General features: G+C 41.3%; 12 protein-coding genes and 1 tRNA gene. 9 read left to right on the top strand and 4 right to left on the bottom strand.

Annotated features, from left to right (window positions below):
- Positions 1–17 precede the first annotated feature (17 nt).
- The 8 genes from tsaD (at position 18) to IH598_00780 (ending at position 10631) form a co-directional block, all read left to right on the top strand.
- Positions 18–1034 (top strand): tRNA (adenosine(37)-N6)-threonylcarbamoyltransferase complex transferase subunit TsaD, encoded by a 1017-nt coding sequence (tsaD, locus tag IH598_00815; GenBank protein MBE0637043.1) that lies wholly within the window; start codon positions 18–20, stop codon positions 1032–1034.
- A 91-nt stretch (positions 1035–1125) separates the two neighbouring features.
- Entirely contained in the window at positions 1126–1512 is a 387-nt protein-coding gene (locus tag IH598_00810; protein ID MBE0637042.1) for a lipocalin family protein, read from the top strand.
- 169 nt (positions 1513–1681) lie between these two features.
- Positions 1682–3691, top strand: a complete 2010-nt coding sequence (locus IH598_00805; GenBank protein ID MBE0637041.1) for a cation:proton antiporter — start codon at positions 1682–1684, stop codon at positions 3689–3691.
- 103 nt (positions 3692–3794) lie between these two features.
- Positions 3795–4880, top strand: a complete 1086-nt coding sequence (gene hydE, locus IH598_00800) for a [FeFe] hydrogenase H-cluster radical SAM maturase HydE (protein MBE0637040.1) — start codon at positions 3795–3797, stop codon at positions 4878–4880.
- A gap of 80 nt (positions 4881–4960) precedes the next feature.
- The gene (locus IH598_00795) at positions 4961–5971 is read left to right on the top strand and encodes a WYL domain-containing protein (GenBank protein MBE0637039.1); all 1011 of its coding nucleotides are present in this window, start codon (positions 4961–4963) and stop codon (positions 5969–5971) included.
- A 61-nt stretch (positions 5972–6032) separates the two neighbouring features.
- Entirely contained in the window at positions 6033–6653 is a 621-nt protein-coding gene (locus IH598_00790; protein ID MBE0637038.1) for a hypothetical protein, read from the top strand.
- A 3-nt stretch (positions 6654–6656) separates the two neighbouring features.
- On the top strand, positions 6657–9728 hold the full coding sequence (locus tag IH598_00785) for an N-6 DNA methylase (GenBank protein ID MBE0637037.1): 3072 nt from the start codon (positions 6657–6659) through the stop codon (positions 9726–9728).
- Positions 9729–9734: 6 nt separating this feature from the next.
- Positions 9735–10631: a hypothetical protein gene (locus IH598_00780; protein MBE0637036.1), complete on the top strand. Its 897-nt coding sequence runs from the start codon at positions 9735–9737 to the stop codon at positions 10629–10631.
- 566 nt (positions 10632–11197) lie between these two features.
- On the opposite strand, the gene IH598_00775 is transcribed toward IH598_00780, so the two are convergent.
- The 4 genes from IH598_00775 to IH598_00760 all read right to left on the bottom strand — a co-directional run bounded on the left by IH598_00775 (position 11198) and on the right by IH598_00760 (position 15627).
- A tRNA-Asp gene (locus tag IH598_00775) sits at positions 11198–11271 on the bottom strand.
- Positions 11272–11377: 106 nt separating this feature from the next.
- Positions 11378–13819 (bottom strand): carbohydrate binding family 9 domain-containing protein, encoded by a 2442-nt coding sequence (locus IH598_00770; protein MBE0637035.1) that lies wholly within the window; start codon positions 13817–13819, stop codon positions 11378–11380.
- Positions 13820–13831: 12 nt separating this feature from the next.
- Positions 13832–14338, bottom strand: a complete 507-nt coding sequence (locus tag IH598_00765; GenBank protein MBE0637034.1) for an O-acetyl-ADP-ribose deacetylase — start codon at positions 14336–14338, stop codon at positions 13832–13834.
- Between the two features lie 20 nt (positions 14339–14358).
- A complete protein-coding gene (locus IH598_00760) occupies positions 14359–15627 on the bottom strand; it encodes a divalent metal cation transporter (GenBank protein ID MBE0637033.1) in 1269 nt (422 codons plus the stop codon).
- Between the two features lie 214 nt (positions 15628–15841).
- Between IH598_00760 and IH598_00755 the strand changes: the two genes are divergently transcribed.
- Positions 15842–18313, top strand: coding sequence for a TonB-dependent receptor (locus IH598_00755; GenBank protein ID MBE0637032.1), 2472 nt, complete (start codon positions 15842–15844; stop codon positions 18311–18313).
- The last annotated feature ends 259 nt before the right edge of the window (positions 18314–18572 follow it).

The following is an 18572-nucleotide window of genomic DNA, read 5'->3' as shown; positions in this document are numbered from 1 at the left end:
AAAATTCACTCATTTGTATGGCAATAATCCTTGGAATTGAATCCTCCTGCGACGACACCTCGGCGGCTGTCCTGCGCAACAATGTTGTACTGTCAAACGTCACCGCCAATCAGAACGTTCATCAGAAATTTGGCGGTGTGGTACCCGAACTTGCTTCCCGGGCACATCAGCAAAACATCATTCCGGTGATTCATGAAGCCCTGTCGGTGGCAGGAATCTCAAAAAATGAGATTGATGCCGTTGCTTTCACACGTGGCCCGGGACTCCTTGGTTCATTGCTTGTCGGTACCTCGTTCGCCAAGGCATTTTCGCTCGGGCTGGATATTCCGCTCATTGAAGTGGATCATATGATGGCTCACATCCTGGCTCATTTCATCCATTTGCCCGGTGAAATAAAAAAAGACCCTGAATTCCCTTTTCTCTGCCTGACGGTATCAGGAGGGCATACACAAATCGTAGTAGTCAGAGATCATTTTGATATGGAGATTATTGGTCAGACCATTGACGACGCTGCCGGAGAAACCTTCGACAAAGCCGCTAAAATAATGAGTCTGCCCTACCCCGGAGGCCCTGTCGTGGATAAACTGTCTCAGGAAGGCGATCCGGAGATATTTCACTTTCCCGAACCACAGGTTGCTGGATACAACTACAGCTTCAGCGGGTTGAAAACTTCGTTTCTCTACTTTTTAAGAGACCAACTGAAAACAAATCCGGATTTTATCGAACAAAATAAACACCACCTGAGTGCTTCGCTGCAAGCTACAATCATAAGAATCCTGATGAAAAAACTTAAGATGGCAGCCGACTACTATCATATCAGCGAGGTGGCGATTGCCGGCGGAGTATCAGCTAATTCAGGGCTGCGTAAAGCTTTGATTGATGCACGACAAACCTGGAACTGGAACACCTACATTCCACAATTCCAGTTTACAACCGATAATGCTGCCATGATTGCCATGACAGGGTATTTCAAATTTATCAAAAACCAATTCACCGACCAAAAGGCTGCACCGTATGCCCGGGGAGGAATTTGAGGAAGTTAGGACAAAAATGAAGTGAGATTGTCTTGTTCTTTTAAATAAGGGTTAGAAAATTTGCATTTACTTTGTAAAAAAATCAATAATTATGACAAAAACACTAAAAGTTGCAGCTGTGCTTATGATTCTGGTTTCACTGGCATCATGCTCGGAAAAGATTATCGGAACTTGGAACATCGCAAGCTACGAAGAGAGTACAAAGGGTAAACAAGGGGCAGTGCTTTCAAATATCGGCACCATTACCTTTGAAAAAAGCGGAAATGGAACAAAAGACATCAGCTATTCTATTATGGGAATTCTGATGGAAGATAAACTGCCCTTTACCTGGACCCTGGAGGAAAACATAGTTACTATCGAGGGTGAAGATTCCGAATTTTCAAAAACATGGATCGTGATGGAAAATAAAAGGAAAAGCCAATCCTGGAAATCCACCGATGGATCGAGCGAAGTTCACAAGCTGAAGTTGACAAAGTAGTATTCGTTTTTTAGATTAAACACCTTCTTGATGGACTCCGGTCGTGATTGCGGCCGGAGTTTTTTGTTGTGGGGAAATTTTGATACATTTGCTGCCATCATACTTTTATGAGAAATACTTTGGGTCGCAATTGTGCATGCTGCCACCCATCATCAAATCAATAAGCTGAATGGAGTTACCGATATTAAAAGAGGTAGTGATTATCTTAGGGCTTTCAGTCCTGATCATTTTACTTTTCCAGCGTTTTAAAATGCCTTCCATCCTGGGATTTCTGATAACAGGAATTGTTGCCGGCCCTTATGGACTTAGCTTAATCAAAGCCTCTCACGAAGTTGAGATACTTGCCGAAACGGGCATCATTTTCCTATTATTTGTGATTGGGATCGAATTTTCGCTCCAAGGACTGGTTAAAATCAAAAACACTGTTTTGATCGGAGGTTCACTTCAGGTGGGAGGTACCATCCTGTTGACTGCTTTTGGGGCTTACTGGCTTGGATTGCCGCCAGAACAGGCCATCTTTATGGGATTCCTGATATCGTTAAGCAGCACAGCCATCGTGCTTAAAATGCTGGGGGAACGCGGGCAGTTGAAAACTCCACAAGGTAGGATTGCAATGGGTATCCTGATATTTCAGGATCTTATTGTTGTACCAATGATCCTGATAACCCCGCTACTTGCAGGAAATGGCGGCGACCCATTTCCAGCGCTGATATTAATGCTTGGAAAATTTATACTTGTTGTTGGTCTCCTGTTTATACTTGCCAGGTTTGTAGTGCCAAAAATCTTATTCTATGTTGTGAAAAGCCGAAGTCAGGAATTGTTCATCCTCACTACGGTAGTTTTATGCTTTGCAACCGCCTGGCTTACCTCTTCCGTCGGCCTGTCCCTGGCCCTGGGAGCATTTTTCGCAGGATTGATCATTTCCGAGTCGGATTACAGTCATCAGGCAACTGCCAACATTTTGCCGTTCCGCGAAATATTTATCAGCTTCTTTTTTGTCTCCGTCGGGATGCTGCTTGATTTGCAATACTTTTTTGACAATCTTTGGTTGCTGTTGCTTTTAACAACCGGGGTTATTTTACTTAAAATGATCATTATTGTGCTCACCGTTATAATTAAAAAATATACTGTCCGGACGGCATTCATTGCGGCTTTCACACTTTTTCAGGTGGGTGAGTTTTCATTCTTGCTTTCAACCATCGGGATTCGGAATGATCTGATTACCCATGATGTCTATCAAAGCTTTCTGGTCATCTCAATACTCACCATGGCGATAACACCTTTTCTGATTGGCTACTCTGAGATCCTCTCCGACCTGATGGTCAGGGCTGCTTTACCGGAAAGGGTTCGTGCCCGTTTAACAAAGTTTCAGAAGAGCAAAAAGCAGTTGCCTCCTGAGATACCGACAAATTTACACGATCACCTGGTAATTGTAGGGTTCGGACTGAATGGTCAAAATGTAGCACGCACTGCGCGCCAGGCCGGAATCCCGCAGGTAATCGTCGAACTTGATCAGGAAGCTTTCGGGAAGGCAAAAAATGAAAATCACCTGGTTGTTTTTGGTGATGCATCCAGTCAGCATATCCTCGCACAGGTCAACATCCATGATGCCAGGGTAGTGGTAATCGCTATCTCAGATGCCGAAGAAGCAAAGAAGATTATTTCCACTGTTCGTGAAAGCACAGAAACTGCTCATATTATTGTCAGAACGCGCTCAGTAAAGGATATTGAGGAAACACTCCGCTTAGGCGCAGATGAAGTAATCCCGGAAGAATTTGAAACCTCCATCGAAATTTTCACCAGAGTGCTCACCCGTTACTTAATCCCTTTTGATCAGATTCAATCTTTTGTCACCAACATCAGGGCACATAACTATGAACTCCTTTTAAAAGCCGGAGGTGAAAAACACTTTCATTCACCATTGCAATTGCAAATTCCTGATATGGTGATTGCCTCCCTGGAGGTGCAGCAGGAAGACAATAAGATTGTCGGAAAAACAATCTTTGAAAGCGGATTAAAGAGCCACTATAACGTCACGGTACTGGCCATAAGAAGGAAAAACAGATATATCACCTACATTGATCCTTCTTTAACGATTGAGCCCGACGATATGCTTTACCTTTTTGGTTCACCTGCAAACATTTCGAGAGTGAATAAATACCTGATTTTGGAGCATTGATGATGGTCATATTTTTTACAAAAACTCAAGAGAATGCCTTGAGCTGTCAAGCTTTTTAAAGCATTATCTTTGCATGCTAAAACTTTAAAATTTTTCCCTTCTCATGTTAACAACTAAAGCAATACTAAAACTTTCTGAACTCTCGAGGGATGATATTATTGAACTCCTTCAACTTGAAGGTGAAGAAAAAAAGTTACTGTTCGAGAAATCGGCAGCTGTCAAACGGGAATATGTTCAGGATAAAGTCTATTTCCGCGGATTAATTGAGTTTTCTAATATCTGCTCAAAAAACTGCTGCTATTGTGGCATCCGGAAGTCAAACCGCAGAGCGGTAAGATACAATCTGACTGATGAAGAAATTGTCGGGGCTGCAAAATTTGCCCTCGACAACCGCTATGGATCAATCGTACTGCAATCCGGAGAACTTAAAAGCCGGAAAGTTACCCATCGTATTACTAAGCTCCTGGATAAAATTCACCAGGCAACGGATAACAAACTCCGGATAACCTTGTCGTGCGGCGAGCAGGAAAAAGGGACTTACCAGCAATGGATGGATCATGGAGCTACCAGGTATTTACTCCGCATCGAATCATCGAACAGGGAGCTTTACAACAAATTACATCCAAACAACGAACTTCACTCTTTTGACAATCGCCTGAAAAGCCTTTACTACCTGAAAGATACCGGTTTTCAGGTCGGTACCGGTGTGATGATCGGCCTGCCGTTCCAAACTTATGAAGACCTTGCCGATGATCTTCTCTGGATGAAAACATTCGATATCGACATGGTGGGTATGGGACCTTATCTCGAACATGCCGACACGCCACTTTACCAATTCCGGCATCTGCTGTTACCTTTGGAGAAGCGCTTTGACCTGGCGCTGAAGATGATTGCCGTTTTGAGAATCATGATGAAAGACATCAATATTGCCGCTGCCACAGCCCTGCAATCCATCGACAAAATCGGACGAGAAAAGGCGGTGATGATCGGCGCCAACGTGATCATGCCCAACATCACGCCTTGCAACTACCGCGATCAGTACAAACTTTACGACAACAAACCCTGCACTGACGAAAGTCCTGCCGATTGCAAATCTTGTCTTGAAATGCGGATCAGCCTGGCAAAGAACAAAATTGCTTATAACGAGTGGGGGGATTCGAAGCGATGGGAAGGGAGAAATACTGAATAATAACCCAAATGCGAAACAAAATAATAAATACTAACAATCTATGAATGTTTTGTTTGAATTGAATTATTATACAATAATTGATGGCAACCAATAAGCACGCAACAATCAGATATCAGGCACTGGATAGGTGTTTCAGTAATTTCGGAAGAAAGTTTTTTATCGAAGACCTGGTTGCGGCTTGTAGGGATGCACTGTACGAGTTCACAGGAATTGAGGATGGAGTCAAACAAAGACAAATTTTTGAAGATATCAGATTCATGGAAAGCTCGCAGGGATGGGCAATTCCGCTCGAAAGAATTCCAGATGGAAAGATGAAATATTACAGATATACAGACAAATCTTTCTCGATAAATAAACAAGCATTAACCCCGGCTGAAGCCTCACAAATCACCGAGACATTGTCAATTCTTACAAGGTTTAAAGGAATGCCTCATTTCAATTGGATTGAGGAAGTCCAAATCAGATTAAAGGAGGTTTTTCATTTTAAAGGCGATTCAAACTCATTTGTTGGCTTTGAGCAGAATCCATACCTGAAAGGATTGGATTTTTTTGGTACAGTATTCAATGCCATTTTGAATCAACGTGCTTTGCGCCTTACTTATCAGGGTTTTAAACAGCTTGAGCCAACAAATGCCCTTTTTCATCCATACTATCTCAAGCAGTATAACAGACGTTGGTTTGTCTTTGGTTTTAACCAGGATTACGAAGCAATTTCAAACTTCGCACTCGACAGAATAATCGAAGCCGAAGAAACCAACGATCAATACATTGAGAATGATACCATTGATTTTGAAGAGTATTTCGAAGATATGGTCGGCGTTAGCTCAGATTTGGGAGATACACCTGAAGTTGTCATCCTGGAAATCAATAAAGATGTTTGGCCTTACATCGAAACAAAACCCCTTCACGGTTCGCAAAAAGTCATTGAAAGGGCAGGTGAATTTGTACGCATTCAACTGGAAGTTATTATCAATTTTGAGTTGACAACACTTTTATTTTCATTTGGAGATGGGTTGAAAATAATTGATCCAGAACAACTTAAGCAAGCTGTAATTACAAAGGCAGAAAACCTGATCAAAAAATATTTTTAGCTGTGCAGATAGAGTGCATAGATACAACTGAGTTTTGCAGCCGTATCAAAACTCAAAAACAATGAAACAAAAAGAGACCACCTTAAAAGCAATCGTTGAGCAAATCTATGGTATTGGTTATGCCAATTCAGTTAACATTAATGTGCTTGGAGAGCATCATGAAGAGCTAATGAGGGTTTACCGTTCACTTGGAGGTATCCTCAGTGAAATTCCATTCCGCTTTGGCGGCTGGGATATTGTAACACCCCATTTTGTTATCGAACTGGATGAAGAGCAACATTTCAACCGCTACAGGAAACAAACTCTTGACTCGGCTATATACAAAGACTTGAAAATGTTTAATGTGGCCAGCTACCGTATTTTCTGCGATAAATTTGAAAACATTTGCCTGAAAAAAGCGGCCAGGGGCGGGTATTGGGCAAATAGCTCCACAGAGGGACAATTTGGAACAGCAGGCCCAAATGGCGAACTAACCGGCAAAGGCTCTCCCAGGTGGAAACAAAGGGCTTTTTACGATTTTTGCCGTGACATTTACGGGATGGCAACTCAAATTCCGGTTTACCGCCTGTCAATCTATGATGAAGTGAAAACAAATTTCGGGACTACCACGCTTGCAAATGCATTGGATCGGAATATGCTGCAGGAGATCGAATCATTTTTAAAAACTAAAATCAGGGGATAAACCATGACTTTACACGAAGCCATCCAAAAAGTACTCACGGAGAGCGGCTGTTGCATGACAGCCTCAGAGATTGCAGACAAGGTAAACAGGTTAAAGTTATATCAACGCGGTGACGGAAATCCTGTACCAACCTCGCAGATACATGCGCGGGTGAAAAATTATGCGGCGCTTTTCACTAAGATGGATGGTCAGATTTGCCTCCGAAACAAAGCTTTCTCAACATCAAAAACCGGCATCGGTGAGATTCCTTCTCCCGTGCTGGCTGAAAAACCATCAATTTCGTTCCGGCAAAAGACTCGAACGCTTCATGAAGCCATAACTGATGTTTTGCGCCGCTTCGACCGTCCCATGACCGCCGCTGAAATCGCCGATGAGATAAATAAGCACAACCTTTATCAGAGGGGAGATGGGATGCCGGTGCCTGCCTTTCAGATCCCTTTGCGTGTGCGTCATTATCAAAACCTGTTTTATACGACAAATGATGGAAGAATTGCCCGAATCGTTGTCAAGGAAAAAGATTTGATAACCATTGCCACCGATATCCGTGATGACTTAATACATTTGTTTTATCAGTCCGGTTTTAGCGAAAACAATTTTCAATTGCTGCTGCCTACTTTGTTCCTTTTTAAAAGGATGTTCGACAACCCCGATCTGGCAGAAAAACAACTTAATATTGGTTTTGCAGATATTTCATTTGATGGTGAAGGGTTGGTTCATTTTCTCATTGCCCTGCAAAGCAGTGATGGGCCTTTTTCGCTTAAAGTGGATGGTTTGATCAAAACTTTCACAGAAATCATTGAAAAAAATCAATCGGTTCTTTTTTCTGACGACTACCTAAACACCGATTTAAGTGAACAGAAGGTTTCAAAAAAGGAGTTTGGCGCATTTTTCAAAGAGTTGATTTACAAAATGGCTAAGCAACAAGTTGAAAAAGCGGGGGAGTTCTACACACCTGAAATCGTAAGTAATTTGATTTGTGAGATGATTGGAAATCAAATCAACAAAACCACTCGCGTATACAACCCTGCAACCGGATTTGCAACCATTCCGGCACTATTGGCTCAGAAAACGGGTTCGTCATTCATTTTTGCCGGCGAGGAGATCAATAAAGAGATTTATTTATTGGGATTGATGAACCTGATTGTTAATCACATCAATACAGATGACTTTGTAAATCAAGATTCTTTTGGGAATGAAACTCCAAAGGACAAATTCGATTTTGCTATTTGCGTTCCACCTTTTACTTCGAAGCAATCAAACACTGAAGCAAACGATCATTTTCCGGTAAAGACCAAAGATTTTACGCTTCAATTCATACAACAGTGCGCCCTCAGTTTGCAGACAAATGGCAGGGCGATCATATTGGTTCCTGAGAATGTTTTATACAGCAGCAAGCCCGATTTCATCGAAATACGAAAGTACTTATTGGATAAGAAAAGCATTGCCGGTGTAATTTCATTACCCACTAACCTGTTTAGCCCCATTACAGCTATTAAAACAAGTTTGCTTATTCTTTCAAAGAATGTGAATGAACAAATCACTTTTGTAGAATTGGAAGATTTGGACGATAAGGAACTATTCGAAAAAATTCAAATGATTGGCATGCAGTTTCAGGAGCAACTCCACGAATTTGATAATCAAGTGATGGAGCCATCCATAGATTATGGAATCTCGAATTATTCAAAAACCGGTTATCAGCAAATTGATGCCGAAAGCTACAATCTTTCAGCAAAGAGAAATATGGTCAGTGAGCCTTCTGAACAGGAAAATCAGGTCGCTTTGGAGAGGGTTTTACAACCAGCAAGAGTTCTTTCAGAATGGAATAGGATTGATCCACCTCCTATTGTGACTAATGGAGACCTAAACGAGGCTTTCTCTAAAGTTTACCTTGATTACAAGGCGCTAAAAAGAAATTATAATCTGGCAAATCTCAGATTAGTTAATGATCCGGTGCTACTTATCTCTGGTTTAAGCGCCAATCCAAAACCAACTTTTTACAATCAGGAAAACGGACCAATTTTGATTCCTAATCGCATTCGCGCATTTGTTGTTGATACAGCAATTGTTGATATTGAGTACCTGGTTTTTCAATTGAGTACCGAATCATTCAAAAAGCAAGTTGAACAGTTTTCTACCGGGGTCGTGTTGCAAACATTAACTAAAAATGATTTTTTAAAACTCACCATCCCCCTGCCTTCAATTGAAAAGCAAAAAGAAATTGTAAAAATCCAACGAGAGGCGCTGCAGGCACTCCAGCGAAGTGAAGATGTAACGTCTGACCAAAAAGCCGGTATCACTGCAAAATCAGAAAAAGAGCTTTTGGGATTTATCAGACATGAAATTGGGAATATCACCGGTGGAATAAATAATGACATCGAAAACCTGAAAAATTTCGCAGAACGAACCGGAATTGATTTGGATGCATCAATAACCGGTTTTGAAAATGGTTCGAAAATCAGCGAAGTTTTTAGACGAATGTCCATGAATCTTCAAGATATTGAAAATTTGATGCTTAATATCAAAGGAATTATTGAGGTTGAAGAAGCAAGTTTTAACAAGTCAGAAGAAAGCTTTGAAAAATTCATTACTGAAGAGATTGATAAGATAAGTGAATTGAAAGATCACAAAGTGAATGTTTTGCTAACTGTAAATGACTTTGAGGCTATTGACAATGGTCATACTATTTTTGTAGATAAATTTCAATTTGGCGTAGTAGTTAGAAATTTCATTTTCAATACACTGAAACATGCTTTTGAACCAAATTCATCTGAAAGAGAAATCGTTTTCAATTTACGTTCCGATGATGATTTTTACTATTTCGATATGATTAACAACGGAATACCTTTTCCCGAAGATTTTCAACTGGTGGACTTTTTGAAGTTTGGAGGGCGAATTGACAGCAGAAAAGGGAGTGGCATTGGCGGCTTTCTCATTGGAAAAGTAATCGAGAATCACTCCGGCACAATCGAATTAATGCCACCTGGTAAAACTCTCTATGTCGAACAGAAAACTGACGATCAAAAAAAAGCAACCAAAGCAGAAGTTCATTTTGTCATTAAACTACCAAAAGAATAAAGTAGCATGGAAAAAATTTATAAAGTTCTATTTGTTGATGACGACCGCAGATATGCTGATTCACTGATTGACAGAGCTGCAGGAAACAATTTCCAGCTTGATTATTATGACAATTGGGAAGATGCAAAATCCAAACTTGATGAAGATTTTGATAGTTACGATGCTGTGATTATTGATGGGAAAGGTAAGTTAACCAAAGATAGTCGAGGTGATAATCAGAAGCATGTGAGTAGAGCAATAAAAGAATTAAGTGAAATGAAAGGTGCGGGCAGCTACATTCCCTATGTGGTATTGTCTAAATACATTGAAGTTAAGGATTCTGTTGATGCAACATTTTTTGAAAAGAACAGAGAGGAAAATGAGATGTTTGAGTACCTAACATTTCAAATTGAGAATTCTGATAAAAATAAAATTAGGGTAAAATATCCAGAGCCATTTAGTTGTTTTGGGGATAAATATCTGAACAAAAAACATGAAAAGTTCCTTATCAACATCATTAAAGTATTTGAAAGTAACAAAATAGACAATCCGGAAAATCTTCTTTTCAACCCATGCCGGATAATGCTTGAGGAAATATTCCGGCAAGTCAGCTCGATTGATGAAAAAGTGCTCCCACATGCCTTGATGAATTTTGAAAAACAAAGAGTTGCTCTGACAAATTGTTCAAAATATCTTTCCGGCTTAACAGTAACAGTTGATAAAGTACCCTATTCAGGAACTAAATTGTTAGATGATCATGTTTCACAACAAATTCAAACTATAATTGCAGTCTGCCACCCCTCATCCCATGAGATACAGGAAAAGTATTCAAAATATACATTTATGTCAGTTCTCTGGGCGCTTTTTGATTTACTGATTTGGCTAAAGAGGTTTATTGATGAAAAGGGACTTCCAAAGGTTTGAGTAGTTCATCAGAATAATTAATTCCGCCAAAACCACCTCAGAAATGAAATTCGAAAAATTTGTTTTGAAGTTATTTCTAACCCTTTTTGTTCTAACCATTCTTGATGTGATACTATTCCTACCACCCAGCTATAAAGAGCCTGTCGAAGTGCGTTCCTAGCCGAAACAGGAGAAAAATGTAACACAAAAACCCAAGAGTTTGAGGTCAAGGCAGCCTCAGCGATATAAACCTTACCGGGTGGTTGGGTATGATAAAAGGACAAAATACACTCGATACGATTATGAAATTGATTGTGATGACGATGATGAGGATGATAGTTTATAGTCATGTCCGGTTGAGTAGTTAATCTCATTTTTTCCAAATCTCTGGAAAATAAAGTTGCACCAAATTCCTTACGCACTACAACCAGTTAGCACGATAAACTCTCCTTCTCGAACTCAATTTTTCGCATTGACAATTTTTAACTTTAATCAACCATCAGCAACAAAAGATGGCATGAAAAATTTCTATTGTAAAAAAAAGCCTTGCAATCATTTGAATTACAAGGCTTTTCTGTTTTTAATTGCGGTCCGGACGGGACTCGAACCCGCGACCCCGTGCGTGACAGGCACGTATTCTAACCAACTGAACTACCGGACCATTTATTGAATGAACGCTTTTAAAAACGGCTGCAAAAATACATCAACTTTTTAAATGAACAAGATTTTTTTCAGATGAATGGTAAATATTTACTGTAGCTCTATTTTCAATGCGTTCTTTTTTTGAAATAAAGATAGTCGAGATAATAAAGCAATTTGATCGAAAAACTGTTATCTGCCGGTGAATCGAGCGTATTGCGCAGGTTTTCAAAATACCTGTCAACCACTTCTCCGTCATTGTATGTGAGAATTGCATTTTTCCAGGCAAGTGCCATTTCGCTTCCTGGTGCAAACTCCCAACGCAAAATCATATCAATATTGAAGGTATTGAAATTGAAATCGTTATTGCCGGTGTAATCGGTTGTAATGAGATTTCCTTCGGGGTCGAGCTGAAAGTACTGTTCATAATTGGCTTTGAGCCAGTAATGCCTTAAACGGAAATCAAGTGCTATCTTGTTGGTGAAAATGTAGGTGGTCTGGAAGATATTTTCTACATTTTCCAAATCCCTGCGGCCAAAAATGATTTCCGGGGTTTCATCATTAACAATATCGGTCACATAGCCATAATCATTATTCTGGTTATCCCATTCACTTGTAAACCTGAAAGTAAGCCTGTCATTCACACGCCATCGCGGGGAAAATGAAAAGGATAATGAAGTATAATCTAATTGGGGTACCCGTGCATATTCGGATTTAAAATCTACAATAAAAGGTTTGCGGTAATCGGGAGAGAGGAAAATCCCAGCGGTCCAGTGAGGAGGAATGATAAATGGCTGTCCCGGAGTTCTTGCTTCGTAGTAATCATATTGATCCACAGGTTTAATTTCAAAATCAATACCAAGAGTAAGGTAGTTGCGGAAAGTACCCCATGAGTTACCCTCGATACCAAACCCGCTGTATTCGCGGGGCTTGTAAAGCATCTTGTAAAAGGTAGTTACTTCATTGTTAAGCCTGAGCAATTTCCAGAATGGATTGTAGAAGTTATAGTTCAGTTCAAGGCTGTTGGAGATTTCATTATTTGCCTGCAGGTATCCCAAGTCGTTCGGATCATATTTATCATCCTCAACAAATTGTGAAAAAGTAAACCTGAATTGTCCGCTTGTTTTACTTAATTTCACATTGTACATGAAACCCAGTTCATTATCATCTTTCGGTATGTATTTCTGGCTCAAATTGAAACGGCCATAAACAGAATAAGAGGAAGAAGAATTGAACAGCAGGAACTGCGTACCACTCACATTGGCGGTATAATGATCTTTTCCCTTGTAAACATTGGTGTTATAGAAACTCAGGTAGGAGTTATTTTTCAGGTTTTGATCCAGCACTAACATATTGTAATTCGAAAATGGTTGCGTTTCCACACGGCGTGTATTTCCCATTGAGTCGCTCAGGGTTGCGTAGGTTGTGGCCGAAATGGCATTGAAAACTCCTATACCCAGCCCTTTATTAGTGCGGCCTGATATTTTCGTGGCGTTGATCAGGTTTGTACTGGCCGGATTATCTTTGATGTATTCTCCTTCATTCAAACTATCATTCACTGATGAATAGCCTTCGGGCATGCTGCCAATTCTTCTTGAATAAAATACATTCCCCTTTTCAAAAAGCTCAGTGCCCTCGGTAAAAAAGGGGCGTCTTTCGTCATAATAAATCTCGAATGGTGAGAGGTTGTAAACCTGGTCATCGGATTGCACCTGGCCAAAGTCGGGGATCAATGTCATATCGAGGGTGAAAGCTTCGGTGATGCCATATTTCAGATCCATGCCATAATTCAGTTTGTAACCCCAGTCAGGATCAGCAGCGTTTTTTTCCAGGTAACCCGAAACATAGGGTGTGAAGGAAAGCCGGAGCGGTGGTTTAATGTTGATCAGACCGGTAAGTTCACCAGCCTGTTTAGTGGTTCCTTCAATTTCCTTGTCAACAAAATTCCATGATTGAATTTCGCGGGTGCGACGGACATTTCGCCAGATATTGAGCCCCCAGTTTTCTGATGACTCTTTAGGGAATCGTAACTCGGAATAAGGAATCATAACCTCTGCCGACCAGCCATTTTCAACAATCGCCACATCACTTTTCCATACGGCATTCCAGCTCATATCGTCATCGTCATCCGACACTTTAAGATCATATTGAATCCCTGAAGCAGATAGTCCAAATATCACCGTGTTGATTCCGTCGTTAAAAGGATTGATCTCAAATGAAATGTAGTCAGCGTTCAATTCATAGGAATCCCTGAAACCAAGTTCGGTGAGGATACTGTCAGGATTGCTGTCGAACATCATTGCACCTATGTAGATGGCGATATCGTCATAAAGGAAATAAACCTGAGTAGTAAGGCCGGCTTCACCACCATTCACCGGCTCGTACTGCATAAACCCTGTAGCAGGGTTGGCCATCATCCAGACAGAATCATTTAAAATACCATCTATCAGTGGGGGTTTTTCTATTTTGACAGCTTTTACCTGTTTTTTCTCAATTTGGCCAAAAAGTGTATTTGCACTGAAAAAATTGATAAGGTAAAATAAAAAAAGTAAAGCGGGTAGTCGTTTCACAGATCAGCTCAGTTAATCTATCAATCGTTTATAAATCAAATAGTTTTCATGATCAAAGCAGCAAAAATAAACAGTAACAGGGATGCTGTTATTTTCAAGGAAATTTTTTACAGATTCAACGGCGATGATTGCAGCCTCTTCTTTTGGATATCCGTAAATTCCGGTACTGATGTTGGGAAATGCAACTGAGTTACAGTCATTTTTACTGGCAATTTCAAGGCTTTTAGAATAGCATGCTGCCAACAACTGATGTTCATTTTTATTCCCCCCACGCCATATTGGCCCGACAGTGTGGATCACAAATTTTGCCGGCAAATAATATCCTTTGGTAATTTTTGCATTGCCTGTTTCGCAGCCGTTCAATCCACGACACTCCTCAAGGAGTTTCGGACCAGCGGCCCGGTGAATGGCGCCGTCCACACCACCACCTCCCAGGAGGGACTGATTGGCGGCATTCACTATGGCATCAACCTCCAGTTTGGTGATGTCTTCAAGTACTACTTTTATTCTGCTTTCCATGTTTTTCAATTCCCGGATGATTACAAAATAAACTGCCAGACGATAAACACAACACTGAACACCGAAAGAAAGATAATTCCCAGCCAGGCATAAACCCTTAGCCAGGGTTTTGGGCGGGCAAAATCCGGTATATGTTTGTGCGTGATGACCTTAAAATTAATCACAGCGAGTACTGGAGCAGTAACAAACGAAATCGTTGTTGCCAGATCAACCATAAAGCGCATGGTACCGGAGAGGTAGCCCAGAAGCGTTATCGTACCGGTTACCACTACCATGATCCAAATCCAGTATAACAACTGGCTATATTTCTCCATCGGCAACTTTTGCCTGAACAACAACTCTGTTGATTTTCTGAGCACCCTTGGGTAAGCATCCAGACAAGTGATCACCGTGCTAAACATTGTAGTGAGGGCAGCAACGGCAATCAAAGGATAGGCCCACGATCCAATACTGGCAGTATACATGCTGATCAACTGGCGGGAAAACATTGCGCCATTGGAGGAGAGCTCTTCTCCCGTTCCGAACATCACCAATGCGCCAAGCAATAGAAAACCCACACCCAACAGAGCCGCTCCGATGTAACCAATATTAAAATCAGTCAGTGTCTGATGCAGGGTTGGCCTGCGTCCCATCTGGTCCTCTTTAGCTACTGACCATAATGAATGCCAAACCGAAACGTCAATCGGTGCAGGCATCCATCCGACGAAAGCAATGAGGAAAAGGACATCAAGATGATTACTCCAGTTAAAATGCCCGGAAACCGTTTCATGATCGAAAAAGTCAAGCTTCAAGGCAAGAATCACTGCAATAATGGTTGAAAGAGCTAAAGTGACAATAACCACTTTAATGATCTTGTCCAAAGTAGAATACCGGCCAAACCCAAGTATGATCATCGAAACAAATAATATGAAAGCTGAAATGAGCACAGGTGAGAGCGTCAGATTGAAAACGCTGGCAAAAATCCCTGCAGTGACAATTGTAACTGCTGCCTGTATGGCAAACATGGTTCCGAAGGTAAATATCAGGTACAGTATTAAAGCCCAGTTACCGATGATTTTGTAACCGTCAATCAGCGATTTGCCGGTAACATTGGCATAGCGGGGGCCAAACTCCATAAAAGGATATTTCAGCATATTAGCAATGATCAGTACCCAGATCAGCCCGAATCCATAGCTTGCGCCCGCCCTTGTTGATTGCACCAGGTGAGAAACACCGACGGCAGCACCGGCAAAAACTAACCCAGGGCCAAGTACCTTCCAGGAGGCATTTAATCTTGAAAGACTGATCATGTGCTCAACAATGAAATTTTAAAGCAAATGTACAAGAAACTTAATACTCGCACACAGACGAATGAAATTGTAATTGCAGGAGATAAGTAATGTCTTCGTCAAAGCACGCAAACATTTTCTTACAACACCGGAATAAACCAGTTTGAAAAGGTGTCTAAAAAACAAATCTGCCAAAACCCTGTTAATTTGCACAGCGAAATTTAATGTTCTATCTATGACAAAAAATGTTTTTTTCCTGCTGATTATTTTGTTGCTAAATGTTGATAATTATGCTCAAAGACCAGGTGGCGGGGGAGGTGCGGGAATGACAAATTTGCCAGCTGAAGGAGTTATCAAGGGACAAATCATTGATTCTTATTCCAATAAACCCATGGAATATGCCAACGTGGTACTTTTCAGTCACCGTGACTCAAGCATGGTCACCGGAACTGTAACAACAGCAGATGGTTCTTTTACGCTCAGTCAGGTGCCCTTTGGTAGATTTTATATGGTAGCCAATTTTATCGGTTTCAATAAACTTACCCTCGAAGACATCCGGATTACCCCAAACAGTAAAGTTGTCAATCTGGGTCAGATGATACTTGATCCATCATCAGAGAGCCTTGAAGCCATCGATGTGGTTGCCGAGCGGGAACATATAGAATTCCAGATAGACAAAAGAGTAGTAAACGTGAGTCAGGATATTATGGCACAGGGAGGTACAGCCGTAACTGCACTCGAAAATACCCCATCAGTTCAGGTGGATATTGAAGGTAATGTAAGTTTGCGCGGCAGTTCCAGTTTTACCGTTCTGGTGGATGGCCGCCCAAGCGTGTTGCAGGGGAGCGATGCTTTGCAGCAAATTCCCGCAAGCAACATCGATCGGATCGAAATCATTACCAACCCGTCAGCAAGGTACGATCCGGACGGCGTCGCAGGAATTATCAACGTGATACTAAAACATCGTAAAAGTGAAGGAGTTAACGGGATTGTCAACCTTTCAGTGGGGACTAAAGACAAATTCAGTACAGATTTCCTGCTGAATTACCGTACCGGAAAGTTCAATATTTTTGGTGGTGCTGACTATCGGGATCATAATTCAGGTGGTGACCGTGAATCAAACCAGGAAACTTACCGTAACGATACCACCCGATTTATTACCTCTGTGGGCGACCGGGGTATGAACCGGGGTGGTTACAGTTTTAGGGCAGGAACAGACTATTATTTATCCGACATGACAACGCTGTCCTTTTCAGGCGAACTGGGTAAATTTGAATTTGAACGAAGCCTGACAGCTAACCAGAGCGATTTTACCGAACCTGCTTCCTATTACGATTACCTCAGAACTTTAAGTGTTTCCAACCGTGATCGTGACTATTACCGGATGACTTTCACCGGTCAGCATAAGTTTGATGATAAAGGAGAGCAAATCGAAATTTTAGGCTATCTCTCGCAGCGTGATGGAACCTCATTTAATGATCAGCAGGAGTATCAGACAGATGCTGACTGGATCATTACTGATCCCGACCCTTACCGCATCCGGACGAATGAAATGGGGGATGAGAGCGAAATTCGTTTTAAGGTGGATTATGTAAAACCACTCAGCGAATCGGCAAAATTTGAGATAGGTTACCAGGGCAGATTGGAAAAGAGCACCGACGATTACGAGTTTACCGATTGGGATCAATTATCCGGTGAATGGATTGAAAACCCGCTCTATTCCAACGAAATGACCTATTCAAATGATATCCATTCGATTTATGGAATGTTTGCAAACACCTATAAAAAATTCGGTTATCAGCTGGGTTTGAGGGGTGAATACAACTATCGCGAAATCACCAACATCAAATCGGATGACCCGGCCATAGTTGATCGTTTCGATTTTTTCCCTACCATTCACACGTCCTATACATTCGAAAACAAAGACCAGTTGCAAGCCAGCTACACCCGCCGCATCGAAAGACCAAGGGGTTGGTCGCTCGACCCCTTCATCATGTATATTGACGCATTCAGCCGCAGGCAGGGCAATCCTTATCTTGAGCCTGAACTTACCGATTCTTATGAAGTGGCTTACCAGAAACGCATGTGGGGATCATTATTCGCCCTCGAAGGATATTACCGGATTTCTACTGACAAAATTACCAGGATACAGACACTCCAGGATGATGAGACTTTCCTGTACACATTTGACAACATCAATAAAGATTATTCACTGGGTACAGAGTTGATGATTAACACAACACCTGTTAACTGGCTTGAACTCAGCCTGACTGGGAATCTTTTCCATTACAGGCTGCAGGGATCAGTCTCCGATACCGATGTGGATAAAGAAAGTATAAACTGGAACAGCAGGCTGAATGCCATCTTCAAATTGCCATACGACTTTCGTTTCCAAATCAATAGCCGCTACAACGGACCTTCAGTTTCAGCTCAGGGGGAAACAAAAGGCTCGTTAATGACAAGTCTTGCACTGCGTAAAGAATTCCTTGACCGCAAACTCTCTGCTTCGGTTTCTGTACAGGATGTCTTCAAAACAGCCAGGTGGGAAAGTTTCTCCTCAGGACCAGGTTTCAGCTCAAGCGATCTGATGACCCACGAACCGCAGGTTGTGATGCTGAGTCTGAGTTACAAAATCAACAATTACAAGCGTCAACGTACCGGTGAAAATGGCAACGGAGAAATGGAAATGGGCGGAGATGAATTTTAAATCTTAATTACTAAATTCAATCTTTGCGATATTTCCAACCAAGATGTCTTAACCTGGTAAATTCATGAAATTCTTTAATTTTTTGATTCTTAGAGTCTTGGTGTCTTGTGCCACAGGCATCACTTGGTGAGTGGCAAAAAGAAAAAGTTGCCACAAAGGCTCAAAGACACAAAGATTCACTAAGTTTATGAATAAAGAAGGTTAAATCCGGTTTTTCAGCCTTAATAATAGAATTTTAATTTTCAAAAGCCATCATTTT

This window comes from Bacteroidales bacterium (assembly GCA_014860585.1).
Classification (GTDB): Bacteria; Bacteroidota; Bacteroidia; order Bacteroidales; family 4484-276; genus RZYY01.
The sequence above is the reverse complement of the archived record's forward strand: the minus strand, read 5'-3'. Positions and strand labels throughout refer to the sequence as shown.